This is a genomic window from Bradyrhizobium elkanii WSM2783, from assembly GCF_000472865.1.
Taxonomy (GTDB): domain Bacteria; phylum Pseudomonadota; class Alphaproteobacteria; order Rhizobiales; family Xanthobacteraceae; genus Bradyrhizobium; species Bradyrhizobium elkanii_A.
Genome location: NZ_AXAP01000007.1, coordinates 145,816 through 161,119, shown reverse-complemented (window position 1 = coordinate 161,119; position 15,304 = coordinate 145,816). Strand labels below are relative to the sequence as shown.

The 15,304-nt window shown below is 62.2% G+C and carries 18 protein-coding genes; 13 read left to right on the top strand and 5 right to left on the bottom strand.

The annotated features are described in order from the left end of the window. The first annotated feature begins 154 nt into the window (after positions 1-154). The 4 genes from YY7_RS0109505 to YY7_RS0109490 all read left to right on the top strand — a co-directional run bounded on the left by YY7_RS0109505 (position 155) and on the right by YY7_RS0109490 (position 3,161). Entirely contained in the window at positions 155-604 is a 450-nt protein-coding gene (locus tag YY7_RS0109505) for an ester cyclase (RefSeq protein ID WP_028163034.1), read from the top strand. 261 nt (positions 605-865) lie between these two features. After that, entirely contained in the window at positions 866-1,957 is a 1,092-nt protein-coding gene (gene ada / locus YY7_RS0109500; protein ID WP_035689690.1) for a bifunctional DNA-binding transcriptional regulator/O6-methylguanine-DNA methyltransferase Ada, read from the top strand. Positions 1,958-2,028: 71 nt separating this feature from the next. Further along, positions 2,029-2,355: a hypothetical protein gene (locus YY7_RS51165; RefSeq protein ID WP_155255106.1), complete on the top strand. Its 327-nt coding sequence runs from the start codon at positions 2,029-2,031 to the stop codon at positions 2,353-2,355. Between the two features lie 56 nt (positions 2,356-2,411). After that, a complete protein-coding gene (locus YY7_RS0109490) occupies positions 2,412-3,161 on the top strand; it encodes a 2OG-Fe(II) oxygenase (protein WP_028163032.1) in 750 nt (249 codons plus the stop codon). Positions 3,162-3,239: 78 nt separating this feature from the next. Here YY7_RS0109490 and zigA read toward each other — a convergent pair whose 3' ends face one another. Beyond that, positions 3,240-4,445 (bottom strand): zinc metallochaperone GTPase ZigA, encoded by a 1,206-nt coding sequence (gene zigA / locus YY7_RS0109485; protein ID WP_028163031.1) that lies wholly within the window; start codon positions 4,443-4,445, stop codon positions 3,240-3,242. A 360-nt stretch (positions 4,446-4,805) separates the two neighbouring features. Between zigA and YY7_RS0109480 the strand changes: the two genes are divergently transcribed. From YY7_RS0109480 to YY7_RS0109440, 7 genes are all read left to right on the top strand, one after another. Further along, a complete protein-coding gene (locus YY7_RS0109480; RefSeq protein ID WP_028163030.1) occupies positions 4,806-6,200 on the top strand; it encodes a cytochrome b6 in 1,395 nt (464 codons plus the stop codon). A gap of 53 nt (positions 6,201-6,253) precedes the next feature. After that, positions 6,254-6,895 carry a DUF4142 domain-containing protein gene (locus tag YY7_RS51160; protein ID WP_063623367.1) on the top strand — a complete coding sequence of 214 codons (642 nt, stop codon included), beginning with the start codon at positions 6,254-6,256 and terminating at the stop codon, positions 6,893-6,895. A gap of 38 nt (positions 6,896-6,933) precedes the next feature. Then, positions 6,934-7,104: a hypothetical protein gene (locus tag YY7_RS60170; RefSeq protein WP_155255105.1), complete on the top strand. Its 171-nt coding sequence runs from the start codon at positions 6,934-6,936 to the stop codon at positions 7,102-7,104. Between the two features lie 288 nt (positions 7,105-7,392). Further along, positions 7,393-7,791 (top strand): nucleoside diphosphate kinase regulator, encoded by a 399-nt coding sequence (rnk, locus tag YY7_RS0109460; RefSeq protein WP_028163028.1) that lies wholly within the window; start codon positions 7,393-7,395, stop codon positions 7,789-7,791. A 215-nt stretch (positions 7,792-8,006) separates the two neighbouring features. Continuing rightward, positions 8,007-8,192, top strand: a complete 186-nt coding sequence (locus YY7_RS0109450) for a hypothetical protein (protein ID WP_028163027.1) — start codon at positions 8,007-8,009, stop codon at positions 8,190-8,192. 282 nt (positions 8,193-8,474) lie between these two features. Next, positions 8,475-8,765: a hypothetical protein gene (locus YY7_RS0109445; RefSeq protein ID WP_028163026.1), complete on the top strand. Its 291-nt coding sequence runs from the start codon at positions 8,475-8,477 to the stop codon at positions 8,763-8,765. 167 nt (positions 8,766-8,932) lie between these two features. Continuing rightward, entirely contained in the window at positions 8,933-9,739 is an 807-nt protein-coding gene (locus tag YY7_RS0109440) for an MBL fold metallo-hydrolase (protein ID WP_028163025.1), read from the top strand. Positions 9,740-9,781: 42 nt separating this feature from the next. Here YY7_RS0109440 and YY7_RS0109435 read toward each other — a convergent pair whose 3' ends face one another. Together YY7_RS0109435 and YY7_RS0109430 are read right to left on the bottom strand one after the other, a co-directional pair. Then, positions 9,782-10,231: a type II toxin-antitoxin system VapC family toxin gene (locus tag YY7_RS0109435; protein ID WP_028163024.1), complete on the bottom strand. Its 450-nt coding sequence runs from the start codon at positions 10,229-10,231 to the stop codon at positions 9,782-9,784. Further along, the gene (locus YY7_RS0109430; protein WP_028163023.1) at positions 10,228-10,470 is read right to left on the bottom strand and encodes a type II toxin-antitoxin system Phd/YefM family antitoxin; all 243 of its coding nucleotides are present in this window, start codon (positions 10,468-10,470) and stop codon (positions 10,228-10,230) included. The genes YY7_RS0109435 and YY7_RS0109430 overlap by 4 nt, the downstream gene beginning before the upstream one ends. A gap of 165 nt (positions 10,471-10,635) precedes the next feature. Here YY7_RS0109430 and htpG point away from each other — a divergent pair, with 165 nt between their 5' ends. Together htpG and YY7_RS0109420 are read left to right on the top strand one after the other, a co-directional pair. Next, positions 10,636-12,501, top strand: a complete 1,866-nt coding sequence (gene htpG, locus YY7_RS0109425; RefSeq protein ID WP_028163022.1) for a molecular chaperone HtpG — start codon at positions 10,636-10,638, stop codon at positions 12,499-12,501. Positions 12,502-12,678: 177 nt separating this feature from the next. Continuing rightward, positions 12,679-13,851, top strand: a complete 1,173-nt coding sequence (locus YY7_RS0109420) for a DUF3095 domain-containing protein (RefSeq protein WP_028163021.1) — start codon at positions 12,679-12,681, stop codon at positions 13,849-13,851. Positions 13,852-13,990: 139 nt separating this feature from the next. On the opposite strand, the gene YY7_RS0109415 is transcribed toward YY7_RS0109420, so the two are convergent. Beyond that, on the bottom strand, positions 13,991-14,431 hold the full coding sequence (locus tag YY7_RS0109415; protein ID WP_028163020.1) for a DUF2147 domain-containing protein: 441 nt from the start codon (positions 14,429-14,431) through the stop codon (positions 13,991-13,993). Positions 14,432-14,620: 189 nt separating this feature from the next. Then, entirely contained in the window at positions 14,621-15,148 is a 528-nt protein-coding gene (locus YY7_RS0109410; RefSeq protein WP_028163019.1) for a GNAT family N-acetyltransferase, read from the bottom strand. Positions 15,149-15,304: the final 156 nt, after the last annotated feature.

Below are 15,304 nucleotides of genomic sequence, written 5' to 3'. Positions count from 1 at the left end.
GCCGGCCGTGATCTCGGCCCGCATCGCGCCGGCGGCTCCGCCGTTTCGATTTCAGCGCAAGAACCGGAGTTCGGCTTCCTTTGGTCAAGCGTAAGCCTCGTTCAGATCACCACCCGACGTCGGTGATCGTCACGAGACACAAGGAGCCATTCCAATGAGCAAGGAAGAGGATAACAAGGCCGTGGTCGGCCGCTGGTTCACGGAGTTCTGGGGCAAGGACGTCAATCTTGCTGTTATCGACGAGATCGCTGCGCCCGACATGCTGCTCAAATATTCGCTGCATGAGCCTCGCCGCGGCCGCGCCGATATCAAGGCGTTCATGACCGATTTCCGTGCTGCATTCCCCGATCTCAATTTCTGGGGCACTGCGGACCTGATCGCCGAAGGCGATTACGTCGTCGGCCAATGGGAAGGTGGCGGCACCCATAAGGGGCCGGCCTTCAACGATTTCCTGGTCGGCGGCCTGCCGGCTGCAACGGGCCGCAAGATGCATTTCACCGGCACCACGGTGCTGAAGGTGATCGACGGCAAGATCGTCGAGGAAATCGGTCTCGACGACGGCGTGACCGCGCTCACCCAGCTCGGGCTGCTCAAGGCGGCCTGATCGAAGCGGTTCCGCCACAATGGCGGCTCACCCTCGGCCGTCGAACGAGGTCCGCACGCGCCCGGGCGGGCCTCATTTGCACGCGGTCGGAAATCGGGTGGCGTTGTCCCCCATCGTCGCCGACCATCGGACAATGCGGGCACTCGCCCGCCGCCGGCAATCGAATTCGAGCGCAAGAGCCGGAGTGCGTCGGCGGGGAATTGGCGGCATCATCGATCCAACACCATATGAGAAAGAATCCAACACCATATGAGAAAGAAGATGACTGCGACCCCTGCCAGGACCCCGAAGTCAACGCCCACGTCGGTGGTGGATGATCCGCGATGGGCACGCATTGTCGCGGGTGACAAGACGGCCGATGGCCATCTCTGGTACTCGGTCGCAACGACAGGCGTCTATTGCCGGCCGTCCTGCCCTTCGCGCGTTCCCAATCCCAGGAACGTGCAACTCCACGACAGTCTGGAAAGCGCCAGGGCGACAGGTTTCCGGCCTTGCCAGCGTTGCAATCCGGAAGGCCTTTCGACCGAAGCCGAGAACGCGGCCCTGGTGGCGAAGGTGTGCCGGGTCATCGAGGAGAGCGAGGAAGAACCTTCGCTGGAGCAATTGGCCGCGGCGATCGGCCGGAGTCCGAGCTATTTCCATCGCGTGTTCAAGGCCATGACCGGGCTGACGCCGAAGGAATACGCCGCCGGCCATCGTGCCGGGAAGGTTCGCCGGGGATTGGCCTCGGGCAACTCCGTCACCGAGGCGATCTACGACGCTGGCTTCAATTCGAGCGGACGCTTCTACGAGAAGTCGACGGACATGCTCGGCATGACGCCGTCGCAGTATCGCGCCGGGGGCACCAACGAGGAGATCAAGTTCGCTGTCGGGCAGACATCTCTCGGCGCGATCCTCGTTGCCTCGAGCACGAAGGGCGTGGCTGCGATCCTCCTGGGCGACGATCCGGACGAACTCGTCCGCAATCTCCAGGATCGTTTTCCGAAAGCGCATCTCATTGGCGGTGATCACGACTATGAAGCGCTGGTTGCCCGGGTCGTCGGCTTTGTCGAAGCGCCGGCGATCGGCCTGAACCTTCCCCTCGACGTCCGCGGCACCGCCTTCCAGCAGCGGGTGTGGCGGGCCCTGCAGGAGATCCCAGTCGGCGAATCGGTGTCCTATGCCGAAATCGCACAGCGTATCGGCTCCCCCAAGGCGGTGCGCGCGGTGGCCGGTGCTTGCGCGGCGAACAAGCTTGCCATCGCCATTCCCTGCCATCGCGTCGTTCGGAAAGATGGCTCGCTCTCCGGCTACGCCTGGGGCATCGAACGCAAGCGGGCTTTGCTCGACCAGGAATGCTCGGAAGGTACGTGAACATCGCGAGTTTGAAAGCAATATTCGGAGTGCCCTGGTCGCATTCCCGTGCATTTTACTCGGTCATTCAGGTGATTGATGCATGCCTGTTGAAATCGCTGGTGATCGCCGACGCTGATCGACTGGCGGAAGGAACGCTTCAGACGATGTTTCCTCGGGATGCATTCGACGCAAAGACGAAGCGCGAGAAGCGCCGCCGCACCAGGACAATGCCCGATGCGACCGCAGGTCTCGTTTACGCCGATCCGGCAAAAGGGCGCGTGATGGCCTATTTCCGCCGGCTCGTCGCCGACGGCCATGCAGAGTGGCAGATGCTCGAGAACGGAGATATCCGGCTCCGCTTTCGCACCGGCGAAACCTATCTTCTCGCGAAGACGACAATCATCCGCATCGCGTGAGCTGACGGAGCATTTTCGATCATAAGCGCAGATACTGATCAGGAAGGAACGATCTCATGACAGTCCGTTCGTCCACCATCACCCGTGCCCCTGCGGTTGCGTCCGCAGAGGCGCGGGTTGCCGCTTACGACTGGCAGGTGCTCGCAGGTGAGCTCGACAATTACGGCTGCGCCGTCTTGCCCAAGCTGCTTTCACCTGAGGAATGCCGCACCCTCGCAGGCCTCTATCCCGACGAGAGCCATTTCCGAAGTCATATCCACATGGCGCGGCACGGCTTCGGCAAGGGCGAGTATCGCTACTTCAAATACCCGCTGCCCGACCTCATCGGCTCCTTGCGAAGGGTGCTCTACCCGCGCCTTGCAGGCGTTGCCAACGAATGGAACGCCCGGATGGGGATCGGCGAGCGCTATCCTGGCGACCATGCGGCGTTCCTCAAGCAATGCCACGACGCCGGCCAGACGCGCCCGACGCCGCTTCTGCTGCAATACGTTCCGGGTGACTTCAATTGCCTCCATCAGGATCTCTACGGCGATCTCGCATTCCCGATCCAGGTCGCGATTCTGCTCTCGCAGCCCGGTACGGACTTCGCTGGTGGCGAGTTCGTTCTGACCGAGCAGCGGCCGCGCATGCAAAGCCGCGTCGAAGTCGTGCCGCTCCGGCAGGGCGACGCGGTCGCCTTCGCGGTCCATAACCGGCCAGTGCAGGGATCGAAGGGCAATTACCGCGTGAACCTTCGTCACGGCGTGAGTCGCGTGCGTTCCGGCATGCGGCACACCGTCGGGATTATTTTTCACGACGCGACCTAGCGGCGCGGCAGACGCGATCTTGTGCTGTCGTTTTTCGCGTTCCGGCGCATCCTGAACTCTATGAAGGGCTCTGGCGCGTCAGGCCGCCTCGTTGGCGCGTTTCCACACCGGAAACGGATCGGGCAGGCCGGCCCAGGTCTGCGTATCCATGCCGGGTCTTCCTTTCACGAGGCACGCATCGAGACGCGCACGGATCGCGGCTTCGTCCATGTTTGTGCCGATGAAGACAAGTTCCTGCCGCCGATCACCGTAGAGATCGTTCCAGCTCTTCTTCAATATTCGCTGCCACTCGGGATCCCGTGGCCAGCGTTCGCGCGGTATCGCCGCCCACCAGAATCCCAAGGCCTCAGTCTTGGTGATGGCGCCGGCCTGGCTCATCTCACCGACCCACTGCGGACGCGTGGCAATCCAGAAATGCCCCTTGGCGCGAATGACGCCTGGCCAGGCGTCATGAAGGAAGTGATGAAATTTCGTCGGCTCAAACGGCCGCCGCGCACGATAGACGAAGCTCTTGATGCCGTATTCCTCGCTCTCCGGCACATGGTCGGCAAAGCCGTATAATTCCTTGAACCACAGCGGATGCTGTTGCGCCTTCTGAAAATCGAAGCGGCCGGTATCGAGGATCTGGTCGAATGGGACCTTGCTGTGATTGGCTTCCAGGATCTCGGCTTCAGGATTGAGCGCCCGGATGATCTTGCGTGCAGCATCGCGCTGCACGGGTGTTGCGTCATCCACCTTGTTCAGCACGACGACATCGGCAAATTCGATCTGCTCGACAAGCAAATCGACCAGCGTGCGCTGGTCGTTGTCGAGGGCCTCGCCGCGCTCGCTAAGGAAATCGGTGGAGGAATAGTCCCTCAACAGGTTCACGGCATCGACGACCGTGACCATGGTGTCGAGCCGCGCGACGTCGGACAGGCTCTCGCCGTGCTCGGTCCGGAAATCGAATGTGGCCGCAATCGGCAGTGGCTCGGAGATGCCGGTCGATTCGATCAGCAGGTAATCGAACCTTCCGCCTTCAGCCAGCGCGCGCACTTCCCTCAGCAGGTCGTCGCGCAGGGTGCAGCAGATGCACCCGTTGGTCATCTCAACCAGCTTCTCGTTCGTCCGGGAAAGATTCGCACCGCCATCGCGGATGAGGTCCGCATCGATGTTTACCTCGCTCATATCGTTCACAATCACGGCCACCTTCAGGCCGTGTCGGTTGTTGAGCACGTGGTTCAGCAAAGTTGTCTTTCCAGCCCCGAGGAAGCCGGACAAGACGGTGACGGGCAGTTTTTGCATGGAGATCGAACAGCCTTTGCAGCTCGAGGAATTTTCGCCCGGCAGAGGGCATCGGGGCATCCATATGTAATGTTATAACATTACATAATCTGAGCCGTTTTCGATTGTCAAGCTGCACCGACGGTAACGTGTGCAGTGTTGGAGCAATGCGAGCCGGTTGAAGCGGCCAGATCATCAACTGACGCCAAGTGACCCAACAACCTGACCAAGAGGCCACGCCTGACCGCCGTGGCTTGAGCTCCCGGAATGATCAAACATCAGGGAATGTAGGAACGAAGCAGATTCGATCGCGTTGCGCTCCGCATCTGCGTAGGTCCTGCATCGGCACTTCTGGTGCGTGCTCCGAACCGGAGGTCGCTCATGTCGAAATACCCGAAAATTGCGGCCGCACTGGCCGTAGCGAGCTTGATTGCAGTCGCTGCATTGGCCGATCCTCTGCCCCCAGACGCGACCTACAGGCCGCTTCCGACGCAGCCGCTTGATGTGGTGAAGGCGCTAGATGAGGCGCAGAAATCGCAGGTCATGCAGCGCCAGCAGGCCCTGTTGGAGCAGCGCTACGACCTCTCGAACCGGCCGATCGCGAATGTGATGATGTCGGGCGGCCGAAAGCCCGTGCAGGACGGAGTGCGGGTCAGGCTGCCGGCAGGAGTAACCTGGGACAGTCTGTCGGCGATGAGTCCGGACGAGATAAGGCAGCGTGGATTATTGCCGGCTGCTTTCATGCCGCTGCCGCATGTCAAGCAGGCGACCGGCGGCCAGGTTTTCCCGAACCAGCAAATCGACGAAATCAACCGGCAGGAATCGCGGAACATCAGGCGCTTCGATGTTGATTTCGATCTCCCCGACCAATTCACGCCGGAGTTTCCGCCGCCGATCTTTCTGACCAGCCATCCGGAACTGGGTGATGTCTCACACGGCCAGCTCCTGACGATAAAGAACTACTATCAACTGATGATCGGCATCATCACGCCCGTGCAGATGGAGGGAATGCGCCTGTTGCTGACGCCGTTCCCGCAGGAAGAGTTCAACCAGACAGAAGATCGCAAGAGCGCAGACCAAAGCCTTGGCGTCACCTGCCTCGACTGTCATGCGAATTTCCACACTAACGCGGCCTTCCACCAGACGCCTGACGTGCGCCCTCAGGCGGCCCGCTTCCGCCTCGATACGGTCAGCCTTCGCGGCATGTTCAACCAGCAAATTCATGGTTCGAAACGGTCGCTGCGCTCGATCGAGGACTTCACGCAGTTCGAGCAGCGGACGGCCTATTTCAACGGCGATCACGTCAGCGCGCAGCGGAAAGGCGTGCACCTGCCCGACCGATTCGATCAGGTCCCGATGATGGCGCAGATGCAGAACATCATCGATTTCCCGCCTGCGCCAAAGCTCGATCCACTGAGCCGGCTCGATCCCAGCAAGGCGACACAGCAGGAACTCGAGGGAGAAAGGGTATTTTTGGGCAAGGGACAATGCGCACAGTGCCACGTGCCGCAGACGTCATTCCTTGACAACAATATGCACGACCTGAAGCTCGAGCGCTTCTACAATGTCGGTCAGACCGTCAATGGTCTCGTCGCATTGGCTGATGGACCAATCAAGACCTTCACCCTGCGCGGCATCAAGGACTCACCGCCCTATATGCACGACGGGCGCTTGCTAACGCTCGCCGACACCGTCGAGTTCTTCAATCTGGTGCTCGGCTTGAAGCTAACGCAGGAGGAGAAGGATTCGCTGGTGGCGTACATGCTGACGCTGTGATGCCAGTCGGGTGCCGGCAGTTATCCCAGCGAGTCGCAAAAGGAGATTGAGTGATGCGTCTTCTAACGCTCTTAGCGATCGCGATTGCATTTCTTTCTCCGGCGGCTTTCGGCCAGTCGACCAATCCCGTGAGCCCCGCGCCGGGTAACCCCGGCGGCATGCCGCCGGGAACGAGACAATCTGCTCCGGGTGTGCCGGCGCCGCGCCAAGCCAATCAAGCGGATCGCGCCTTCATCAATGCCGCAGCAACCGGAGGATTGGCCGAAGTGGATCTTGGCAGATTCGCGGCGCAGCAAGGGGCGAGCCGCGCCGTGACGGAATTTGCACAACGCATGGTTCGCGATCACAGTGCCGCCAATGATCGGCTTTCAGCACTCGCAAAAGCGAACGGGATTGCAGCGCCCGACAAACTCGACGAAGAACACAAAGCCATGCGTACGAAGTTGGAGCAGTTCAGCGGTCCTCAATTCGATCGCGCCTACATCGAAGGACAAATCATCGACCATCAGAAGACTGCTCAGCTTCTGGAGTACGAGATCGGTTCAGGGGAGAACGCTGAACTGAAGGATCTTGCGTCAGACCTTCTGCCAACCGTCCTGGGTCATTTGCGGATGGCGCAGGCGATTGCCTCGGAAATGGCACAGCGGGCAGCAGCAGAGACACCACGAACGGAAAGACCCAGCGAGCGGCGTTAGCGATACTGCGATCGGCGCTCCCCTGAGAGGTTTCGATCGTGCGCAAAGGCAAGCAATTGCGCGTCGTCGGGCGAGGTGCGCGCTTTCGCCGCAATGGCGACGGTGCCATGTGGGGCTATGTTGAGTGCATTATGACATACGTTGTCGACATCGATCCGCGCATCGCGCGCTTCTGTCTGCACGCCGGCCGCCTGCACGCAGGCACTTAGCCGGACGGCCGATCGAGCCGTCCGGGTTCTGTTCTCATCGATATCTCGAGTTCGTGGCTTCCGTGCAGGAGCCCGATTTACTTTGAACAGAAGGAACGTGCCGTGCCGCCTCCGTCAGAGACCGTCCACACCGCATCCGATGACCGCCGCCTCGAGCGCACGCGCGAAAGTGTGAAGCAAGCCGAGTCGAATGTCGTGCCGCTGTTCCGTGCGCCTGTGGTCCGAAAAAAAGATGGCGCGATCGACGACGACCCAGGGCCAACGGCTGCCTGAAGAAAGGTGACAACAATGAGTAAGAATACCGAACCCAATCTGCCGCCGATCCGGGTGACAACGGAGGAGAAGCAGCGGCTGAGCGGACTTGCCAACTCAAGCATGGAGCTTTTTCCGCGCGTGGCCTATTTCCTTGCGCGCGAGATGGAGCGAGCGAGTATCGCGCCTGACGATGCCGATTTGCGAAACGTCGTCCGCATGGGCTCGCAGGTCGACTATCGTGACGACAGCACCGGTGCGGCGAGGGAGGTGGTGCTGGTCTATCCGCACGAAGCCGACATCTCGCGCAAGCGCATTTCGGTGCTGACTCCGGTCGGTGCCGCGCTGATCGGCCTATCAGTCGGCCAGACCATCGAATTTCAAACGCCGGATCGCCGAACGCGAGCGCTGACTGTGTTGCGGGTTTCGCATTGAGCAGGAGCTTTGCGCCCATGCGCGACCGTGTGTTTGAGCAAGCCGGGCTGATCGTGATCTGCATCACCATCGGGCTGATCGGGCTCGTCGTCGGCCTGAGCTACCTCGCGCGCTTGTTCATGTGAGTCCCGTGGCTGCTTGAGCTTGGTGGCCGGGTTCGATCCTTGCAGCGGAACGCGCTATAATTGCGCATCGCTTAAGGCGAGGCGCTTGTCATGACACAGTGGTACTTCGTCTGGATCGAAGGTCCGCGTGGGCCCGTGCCGCAAAAGTGGTCTACGGAGGGACTTTGGGGGCAGGTCAGCCGTCAGGATGTGATCGTGCGCTTTACGTTGACCGAACGCGAAGCCGCGCTTTCGCTCGACGAATTGGCGAGGTTGCATCCTGTTCCCGAGGAATGAACCTTGGGGAACTCACGAATTTAATGCGAGCGCGGGGTTGAATAGGCGGGCTCGGACCCAATGTCCCGCACTTCACGTTCGTTGAAACGCGGTCGAAACGGATCGTATTTGGCGAAGAGCCGGCGACAGGATGGCAATTCGAAGAAAATCATCCAACGGCGGCACAAGTGAAGCTCCAGTGCGTCGTCGTGTTGGCGGGATGGCTGTCCCGCGAATGCAGGCGGCCGCGTCCGGCTTAGGCCGTTGCGCGGTGCAACCCTCCAATCCAGAGGAGCGAGGAACATGAGACTGAACTCAACGCAGGTCGAGCGGGCCTTGAGCCAATTCGATGCTCACTGCCTTCCCGACGATCATCCGGCGGTCGCCCAGTTGAACCGCTTGTTCGGTGATCACACCTACTTCCTTGACACCAACGGGCTCAACGTACTCGAGCCGAGCGAGTCCGCGGAGACGGACACACAGATCGGCAAGATCGTGAACCTCGCCCATTGGAGCGACGACACCCTGACGAATTTGATGCCGCACGAGCCTGAACCGACCGGCGTCATCGTCAGTCTTGGCTCCAAGCACTGATCGTTTCTGATTGACCATCGTGAAAGCCCGCCTCCGGCGGGCTTTTATTTTGCAGCACTCATCACGGTGCTTTGGGTTCAGGCGGATAGACGCAGCGGAAGCCGATATAGGCGAGATAGAACCGCCGCATTGCATGCTATCTTGGGCCTCCAAATGGAGTGACCCTCATGCCAACCTGGACTTGCGAACAATGCGGCGCGCAGTTTTCCGACAGCGCCAATCCGCCGCCGTCTTGCCGGATCTGCGAGGACGAGCGGCAGTTCGTGAACTGGAACGGACAGGTCTGGCTCAGCCGCGAGGAACTGGCCAAACGCCATCATGTCGTCTGGCGCGACGATCTTGGGCTCGTTGGCGTCGCGGTCGAGCCGCGCTTGGCGATCGGCCAGCGTGCGTTGCTGGTCCCCGATGGCGAAGCTCTTGTGATGTGGGACTGCATCCCGCTCGCGACGCGCGAGGCGATCGACTACGTCAGGTCGCGCGGCGGACTGAAGGCGATCGCGATATCGCATCCGCATTATTATGGGGCGCTGGCCGACTGGAGCGAAGCGTTCGGCAACGCGCCGGTCTATCTGCATGGGGACGATGCGCAATGGATCACGCGGCCGCATCCGTCGATCGTGCCGTGGCGGGGGGAGGAACTCGCGATATCGGACGATCTTCGGCTGGTCCGCGCCGGCGGGCATTTCACCGGCGCCACCGTGCTGCATTGGCGCACGGGGGCAGACGGCAGCGGCGCGCTCCTGGCCGGCGATGTCGCGCAGGTGGCGATGGATCGCCGTCACGTCAGCTTCATGTACTCCTATCCGAACTACACGCCGCTGAATGCTGTCGCCGTGCGCCGTATCGCTGAGGCGATCGCGCCACTTGCGTTCGATCGCATTTATGGCGCCTGGTGGGGACGTAACATTGAGCACGATGCGAAGGCGGCGTTCGATGTGTCGGTCGCGCGCTATCTTGCGGCGATTACTGGGTGAGGCGTGAAAGGGAGGGCTCTCGCCTGGGAAATTGATAGCGATCTATTTGGCTGGAGGCAGCTCCTGGAATGGATCGATGACGGTGACGTCCATAGGCACAAAATGGCGAACATTCCGGGTTAGGAGCGTCAGTTTGTGCCAATGAGCTGTTGCGGCAATCGCGACATCTGCAAAGCCTGGAGCATGCCCACGGCTGCGTGCAAGATCAGTCAGTTGGCCAGCGATCTCTGCCGTCGGCGTATCAAACGGGAGCACCCGATCACCATAGAGATGCAGCACGGTTCGCAACCAATCCGAGAGCCTGGAGGCCTTCCGCTTGGCACCCTCGCGCTTGGCCTTGGCGATGCCATCGGCGATCTCGGCCACAGTGACGGCCGACAGAAACAAAGCAAGCGAATGAGAATCCATCCAGGCAACAAGCTGCTGCGGCGTCACCGCCGACGTGGGTGCCACAGCCGAAATGATATTGGTATCGACCAGATAGCGCGTCACAGGCCGGCGTCGCGGGAGGGCGCCTGGTTACGCTCGGGCAAGTCACCGGCTTCGATCGGCGCGGACATCAAGAGACGGCCGAAGGAGGGTACGCGCGACAGCCGTTCCCAATCCTCAAAGCCGAGGATGACCGCCTCCGGTCGCCCGTGGCGGGTAATGACGGACGGCTTGCCCCGCGTGGCCTGATCGACGACGGCGGACAATTTCGCCTTTGCGTCTTTCAGCTGAATCTTGCGCATGTTGCCTCGTGTGACTACAGTGGTCATATTTATAGTAGGTTCAACGACATAGCGCAATGCCGCGGTCGGATCATCCCGCTGCCGTCGCGGCAAATCTTGCGGGCGGAGATGGCTGCGCTATATCTGGAGTTTCCTACCCCCTATTGGTTTCACCTGAGCCCAGCAATGACTGCCACCACGACCTCCCCCGAATCCCAGCCGTTCCAGGCCGAGGTAGCCGAGCTCCTGCACCTGATGGTGCACTCGGTCTATTCGGAAACCGATATCTTCCTGCGCGAATTGATCTCCAACGCCTCCGATGCCTGCGACAAGCTGCGTTATGAGGCGATTGCCGCGCCAGACCTGATCGCCGATGGTGCGCCGCCGAAAATCTGGATCAGGCCGGACAAGAAGGCCGATACGTTGTCCGTGATCGACAGCGGCATCGGCATGGACCGGCAGGAGCTGATCGACAATCTCGGCACCATCGCGCGCTCCGGCACCAAGTCGTTCCTGGCGCGGCTCACCGAGGCCAAGGACGGCGGCAATTTGATCGGCCAGTTCGGCGTCGGCTTCTATGCCGCCTTCATGGTCGCCGACAGGATCGTCGTGATCAGCCGCCGCGCCGGGAGCGATGAGGTCTGGACCTGGACCTCGTCGGGCGGCAGCGGGTTCGAGATCGCGCCCGCCAGCGAGGAGGATGCCAAGCGCGTCACCCGCGGCACCGAGATCGTGCTGCATTTGAAGAAGGACGCCGCGAAATATCTCGAGACCTATGAGATCGAGCGCATCGTCCGCGCCTATTCTGACAACATCCAGTTCCCGATCGAACTGGTGCCGGAGGAGGGCGAGCCAAGCCAGATCAATTCCGCGAGCGCGCTGTGGCAGCGGTCGAAATCGGAGCTGTCGGCGGAGGATTACAAGGAAGCCTACAAATCGATCGCCGGCGCATTCGACGAGCCGGCGATGACGCTGCATTATCGCGCCGAGGGCCGGCAGTCCTATGCCGTGCTGCTGTTTGCGCCGTCGACAAAGCCGTTCGACCTGTTCGAGCCGGCGCGCAAGGGCAGGGTGAAGCTCTATGTCCGCCGCGTCTTCATCGCCGACGATGCCGATCTTCTGCCCGCGTATCTGCGCTTCATTCGCGGCGTGATCGACAGCGAGGATCTGCCGCTCAACATTTCCCGCGAGATGCTGCAGAACAACCCGCAACTCGGGCAAATCCGCAATGCCGTGACCGGCCGCGTCATCGGCGAACTCGAGCGATTGGCGGATAAGGAGCAGGACGCGTTCGCCAAGATCTGGGACGCGTTCGGCCCGGTCCTCAAGGAGGGCCTGTGGGAGGATTACGAGCGGCGCGAGAAGCTGCTCGGCCTGGCGCGCTTCACGACGACCGCGGGCGAGAGCCGTTCGCTCAAGCAATATGTCGAGGCCATCAGGCCGAACCAGACCGACATCTACTATCTCATCGGCGAAAGCATCGAGCGGTTGAAGTCGAACCCGAAGCTGGAGGCCGCGCAGGCGCGCGGCGTCGAGGTGCTCCTGCTCACCGATCCCGTGGATGCGTTCTGGACCTCGGCGCCGATCGATTTCGGCGGCAAGCCGCTGAAGTCGCTGAGCCAGGGCGACGTCGATTTCAGCCTGATCCCGTTCGTCGACGACAAGGCGGACGAGAAGAAGGACGAGCCGGCGGCGGATGAGGCGACGACGATCGCCGCGATCAAGGAAGCGCTCGGCGAGCGCGTTGCCGAGGTCCGCGCATCGCAGCGGCTCACCTCGAGCGCTTCGTGCCTGGTCGGCGGCGGCCGCGACCGCATGCTGGAGCGCCTCCTCGCGCAGCAGAACCGCGGTGCGGTGACCAAGCCGATCCTCGAGGTCAATCTGCGCCATCCGTTGGTCGCCGCGATCACGCGCGAAAAGGACGCGGCGAGGGATTTGTCGCTGCTTCTGCTCGAGCAGGCGCAGATTCTCGAAGGCGAACTGCCGGAAGACCCGGCCGCCTTTGCCGGCCGTCTCAACCAGCTCGTGCTGCGCGGATTGGCGAAAGCGTAACGCGCACTGTTGCTCCATCATGCCCGGGCTCGTCCCGGGCATCCACGTCTTCCCTTCCGGGAGGTGGCTCTTGCGTGGATGGCCGGGACAAGCCCGGCCATGACGGCGTCCGGTTCTACGCAACCGATCCCAAGACCGGCCGTATCTGCTAGACAGGCGCCGAAAGCGGAGCGGTCCATGGCGGCGGCAGGCGGCAGCGAGATCTTCTACGGCGGCATTCCGGTGTTCCGCGGCTTTGGCCGCCTGATGGAGCCGTCGCTGTATTCGCCTTTGCCTGATGATTGGACCATCGGCGTCGCCGACATCGTGGAATCGACCAAGGCGATTGCCGCAAAGCGCTACAAGGCCGTCAACATGGCGGGCGCGGCCGTCATCGCCGCCGTCACCAATGCACTCGGTGGCCGCGAATTCCCCTTCGTGTTCGGCGGCGATGGCGCGAGCTTTGCGGTCGCGCCCGCCGATGTCGACGCCGCGCGCGAGGCGCTGGCGGCGACCGCGACCTGGGTGAGGGACGATCTCGACCTCATCATGCGCGTGGCGCTGGTGCCGATCGAAGCAATCCGTGCGCAAGGACTTGATGTGCGCATCGCGCGCTTCGGACCGTCGACCAATCTTTCCTACGCGATGTTCTCCGGTGGCGGGCTTGGCTTCGCGGAAGCCGCGATGAAGCGGGGTGAATTTGCTGCCGCGCCGGCGCCGTCGGGCACTCAGCCCGATCTCAGCGGGCTCTCCTGCCGCTTCGAGGAGATCCCTTCCGCCCGCGGCGTCATCCTGTCCGTGCTGGTGGTGCCGGCGAAGGGCGGCGATCCCCACGCGTTCCGCAAGGTGATCGAGGACGTCATCGCTCTCGCCGAGCAGAGCCCGGATGCTGGCCGTCCGGTGCCGTCGGGCGGGCCGGCGCTGCGCTGGCCGCCGCAGGGCCTCGACTTCGAGGCACGCACCAAGCGCCGCGGTCCGCTGTTCGCGCGGCGCGTGCTGGTGTTCGTCAGCACGTTGTGGGTCTACACGGTCATCCGCTTCGGGCTCAAAATCGGCAAGTTCGCGGCGAAGGACTACATGCAGCAGGTGGTCGACAATTCCGACTTCCGCAAATATGACGATGGATTGCGGATGATCCTCGACTGCAGCGAGGAGTTGGCGCAGGCGCTCGCCGAACGTCTCGCGCAGGCCTCGGCCAACGGCGTCGTGCGTTACGGCCTGCACCGGCAGGATGCCGCGATGATGACCTGCTTCACGCCGTCGGCGGTGCGCAGCGACCACGTGCACTTCATCGACGGCGCCCGCGGCGGCTACGCCTCCGCCGCATCAGCCATGAAGGCGATGGCTGGCTCGCTCTCCACCTCCCCTTGAAAAGGGGAGGTCGGCTTGCGCGCTAGCGCAAACCGGGTGGGGATTTCTCTCCACGAGCAACTGTGCTTTTGGCTTGACCCCCATCCCGACCTTCCCCCTTTCAGGGGGAAGGAGGAAGTGAATCCGATGCACTCTCCAGTTAGCGTCCCACCCGCGTCCAGCTTTCGCCGCCGCAGAGCGCGCCGACGCAGCCTTCGACCCGTAGCGTATCGGGGCCGGCGAGCGAAATGCTGCTCGCATAGGTGCCGCCGTCGTCGGCGTTGTAGATCTGACCGGTCCACTTGCCGCCGGCCGGCCGCATGCCCGAAAACAGCGGCAGCCCGATGATCGGACGGGTGGTGAGCGACGGATTCGGATTCTTGTTGTCGACCTGCGGCTTGCCGGTTGCGGGATCGATCGGCTCGCGCAGGGAGACGATCACGCCGCAAATCCCGCCGCCGCATTTGCTGACCTTGACGCGGGCGTCGCCCGCCTGCGTCTGCCAGACGCCGGATGGATCGGCCGCGTTTTGCGCGCGCGCCGTCGGTGCGGCCAGTAATACCGCCAGCACCGCTGCGATGAGAGCTGATCTGCAAGCCATGATTCGTTCCCCAAAAAGGCACGCCTGCATAGCAACAAATCGGCTTTGTGCAATCTCACTTCCGCGCGTCGGCGCGCGATCATTTGCCCCAGTGATGCGCATCTGTCACTGCGTCTCGCCCTGAAGATTGTGTGAAGATGATGCCCCGCATCTTACGGACGGCGCAGGCCAGGCTAACCTATGCAGAGATCACCACGGCAGGCCGCACAGGTCGATGGTCCCCGTATCAGGCGCGCGCTTGATGTCGAACACGAACGGTGTCATCGCCTCGAAGCGGACGCGTCCGCCCGGCTGCTCGCAATAGACCTCGCCGGTGAAGGGCCGCCAGCCGCGCGCCTGGTAGAACGCGAAATTGTGCGGCTCACAGAACAGCAGCATGAAGCGCGCCGCTTCATTGGCACGCACGGTCTCGACCGCGGCATTGAGCGCGATCGAGGCATAGCCGCGGCGCCGGCAGTCCTCGCGGGTCGCAACCCCGCCGATGCCGCCAATATGGATCCGGTGTCCGTTCCAGGCGATGGTGCGGAAATGGATGCCGACGTGGCAGCCGACGCCGCCCTCGGGCACTTCGAGCAAGACGCGCAGGTCGGCACCGGCCCACTTGATATGGCCCCAAGGCAATTTCGCGACCACCTCGCGCGGCCAGACCGCCCGAAACAGCGGCTCGACCGTCTTCCAGGAAGCATCGCCGTTGAGGACTTCGATCTCGATGCTCACTTGAGTGGGTCCTCGCATTCCATTGGCGCGATCTTACTCGCACAAACGGGAAAACGCACCTCCGTCCGCGCCCTGCCGCTCGGAGTTGATCTTAAGCGTTTCATTCCCAACACTATTTTGCAGTTGGTTCGTTGCGCTGACGTTCTGCGAATCGCC

What these genes read in the sequence shown, in the direction of transcription:
- YY7_RS0109445 (WP_028163026.1), top strand. Translation starts at nt 8,475, where the DNA reads ATGAGACTGAACTCAACGCAGGTCGAGCGGGCCTTGAGCCAATTCGAT.
- ada (WP_035689690.1), top strand. Translation starts at nt 866, where the DNA reads ATGACTGCGACCCCTGCCAGGACCCCGAAGTCAACGCCCACGTCGGTG.
- YY7_RS0109415 (WP_028163020.1), bottom strand. Translation starts at nt 14,431, where the DNA reads ATGGCTTGCAGATCAGCTCTCATCGCAGCGGTGCTGGCGGTATTACTG.
- YY7_RS0109490 (WP_028163032.1), top strand. Translation starts at nt 2,412, where the DNA reads ATGACAGTCCGTTCGTCCACCATCACCCGTGCCCCTGCGGTTGCGTCC.
- YY7_RS0109450 (WP_028163027.1), top strand. Translation starts at nt 8,007, where the DNA reads ATGACACAGTGGTACTTCGTCTGGATCGAAGGTCCGCGTGGGCCCGTG.
- YY7_RS51160 (WP_063623367.1), top strand. Translation starts at nt 6,254, where the DNA reads ATGCGTCTTCTAACGCTCTTAGCGATCGCGATTGCATTTCTTTCTCCG.
- YY7_RS0109420 (WP_028163021.1), top strand. Translation starts at nt 12,679, where the DNA reads ATGGCGGCGGCAGGCGGCAGCGAGATCTTCTACGGCGGCATTCCGGTG.
- zigA (WP_028163031.1), bottom strand. Translation starts at nt 4,445, where the DNA reads ATGCAAAAACTGCCCGTCACCGTCTTGTCCGGCTTCCTCGGGGCTGGA.
- YY7_RS0109505 (WP_028163034.1), top strand. Translation starts at nt 155, where the DNA reads ATGAGCAAGGAAGAGGATAACAAGGCCGTGGTCGGCCGCTGGTTCACG.
- htpG (WP_028163022.1), top strand. Translation starts at nt 10,636, where the DNA reads ATGACTGCCACCACGACCTCCCCCGAATCCCAGCCGTTCCAGGCCGAG.
- YY7_RS0109440 (WP_028163025.1), top strand. Translation starts at nt 8,933, where the DNA reads ATGCCAACCTGGACTTGCGAACAATGCGGCGCGCAGTTTTCCGACAGC.
- YY7_RS0109430 (WP_028163023.1), bottom strand. Translation starts at nt 10,470, where the DNA reads ATGCGCAAGATTCAGCTGAAAGACGCAAAGGCGAAATTGTCCGCCGTC.
- rnk (WP_028163028.1), top strand. Translation starts at nt 7,393, where the DNA reads ATGAGTAAGAATACCGAACCCAATCTGCCGCCGATCCGGGTGACAACG.
- YY7_RS0109480 (WP_028163030.1), top strand. Translation starts at nt 4,806, where the DNA reads ATGTCGAAATACCCGAAAATTGCGGCCGCACTGGCCGTAGCGAGCTTG.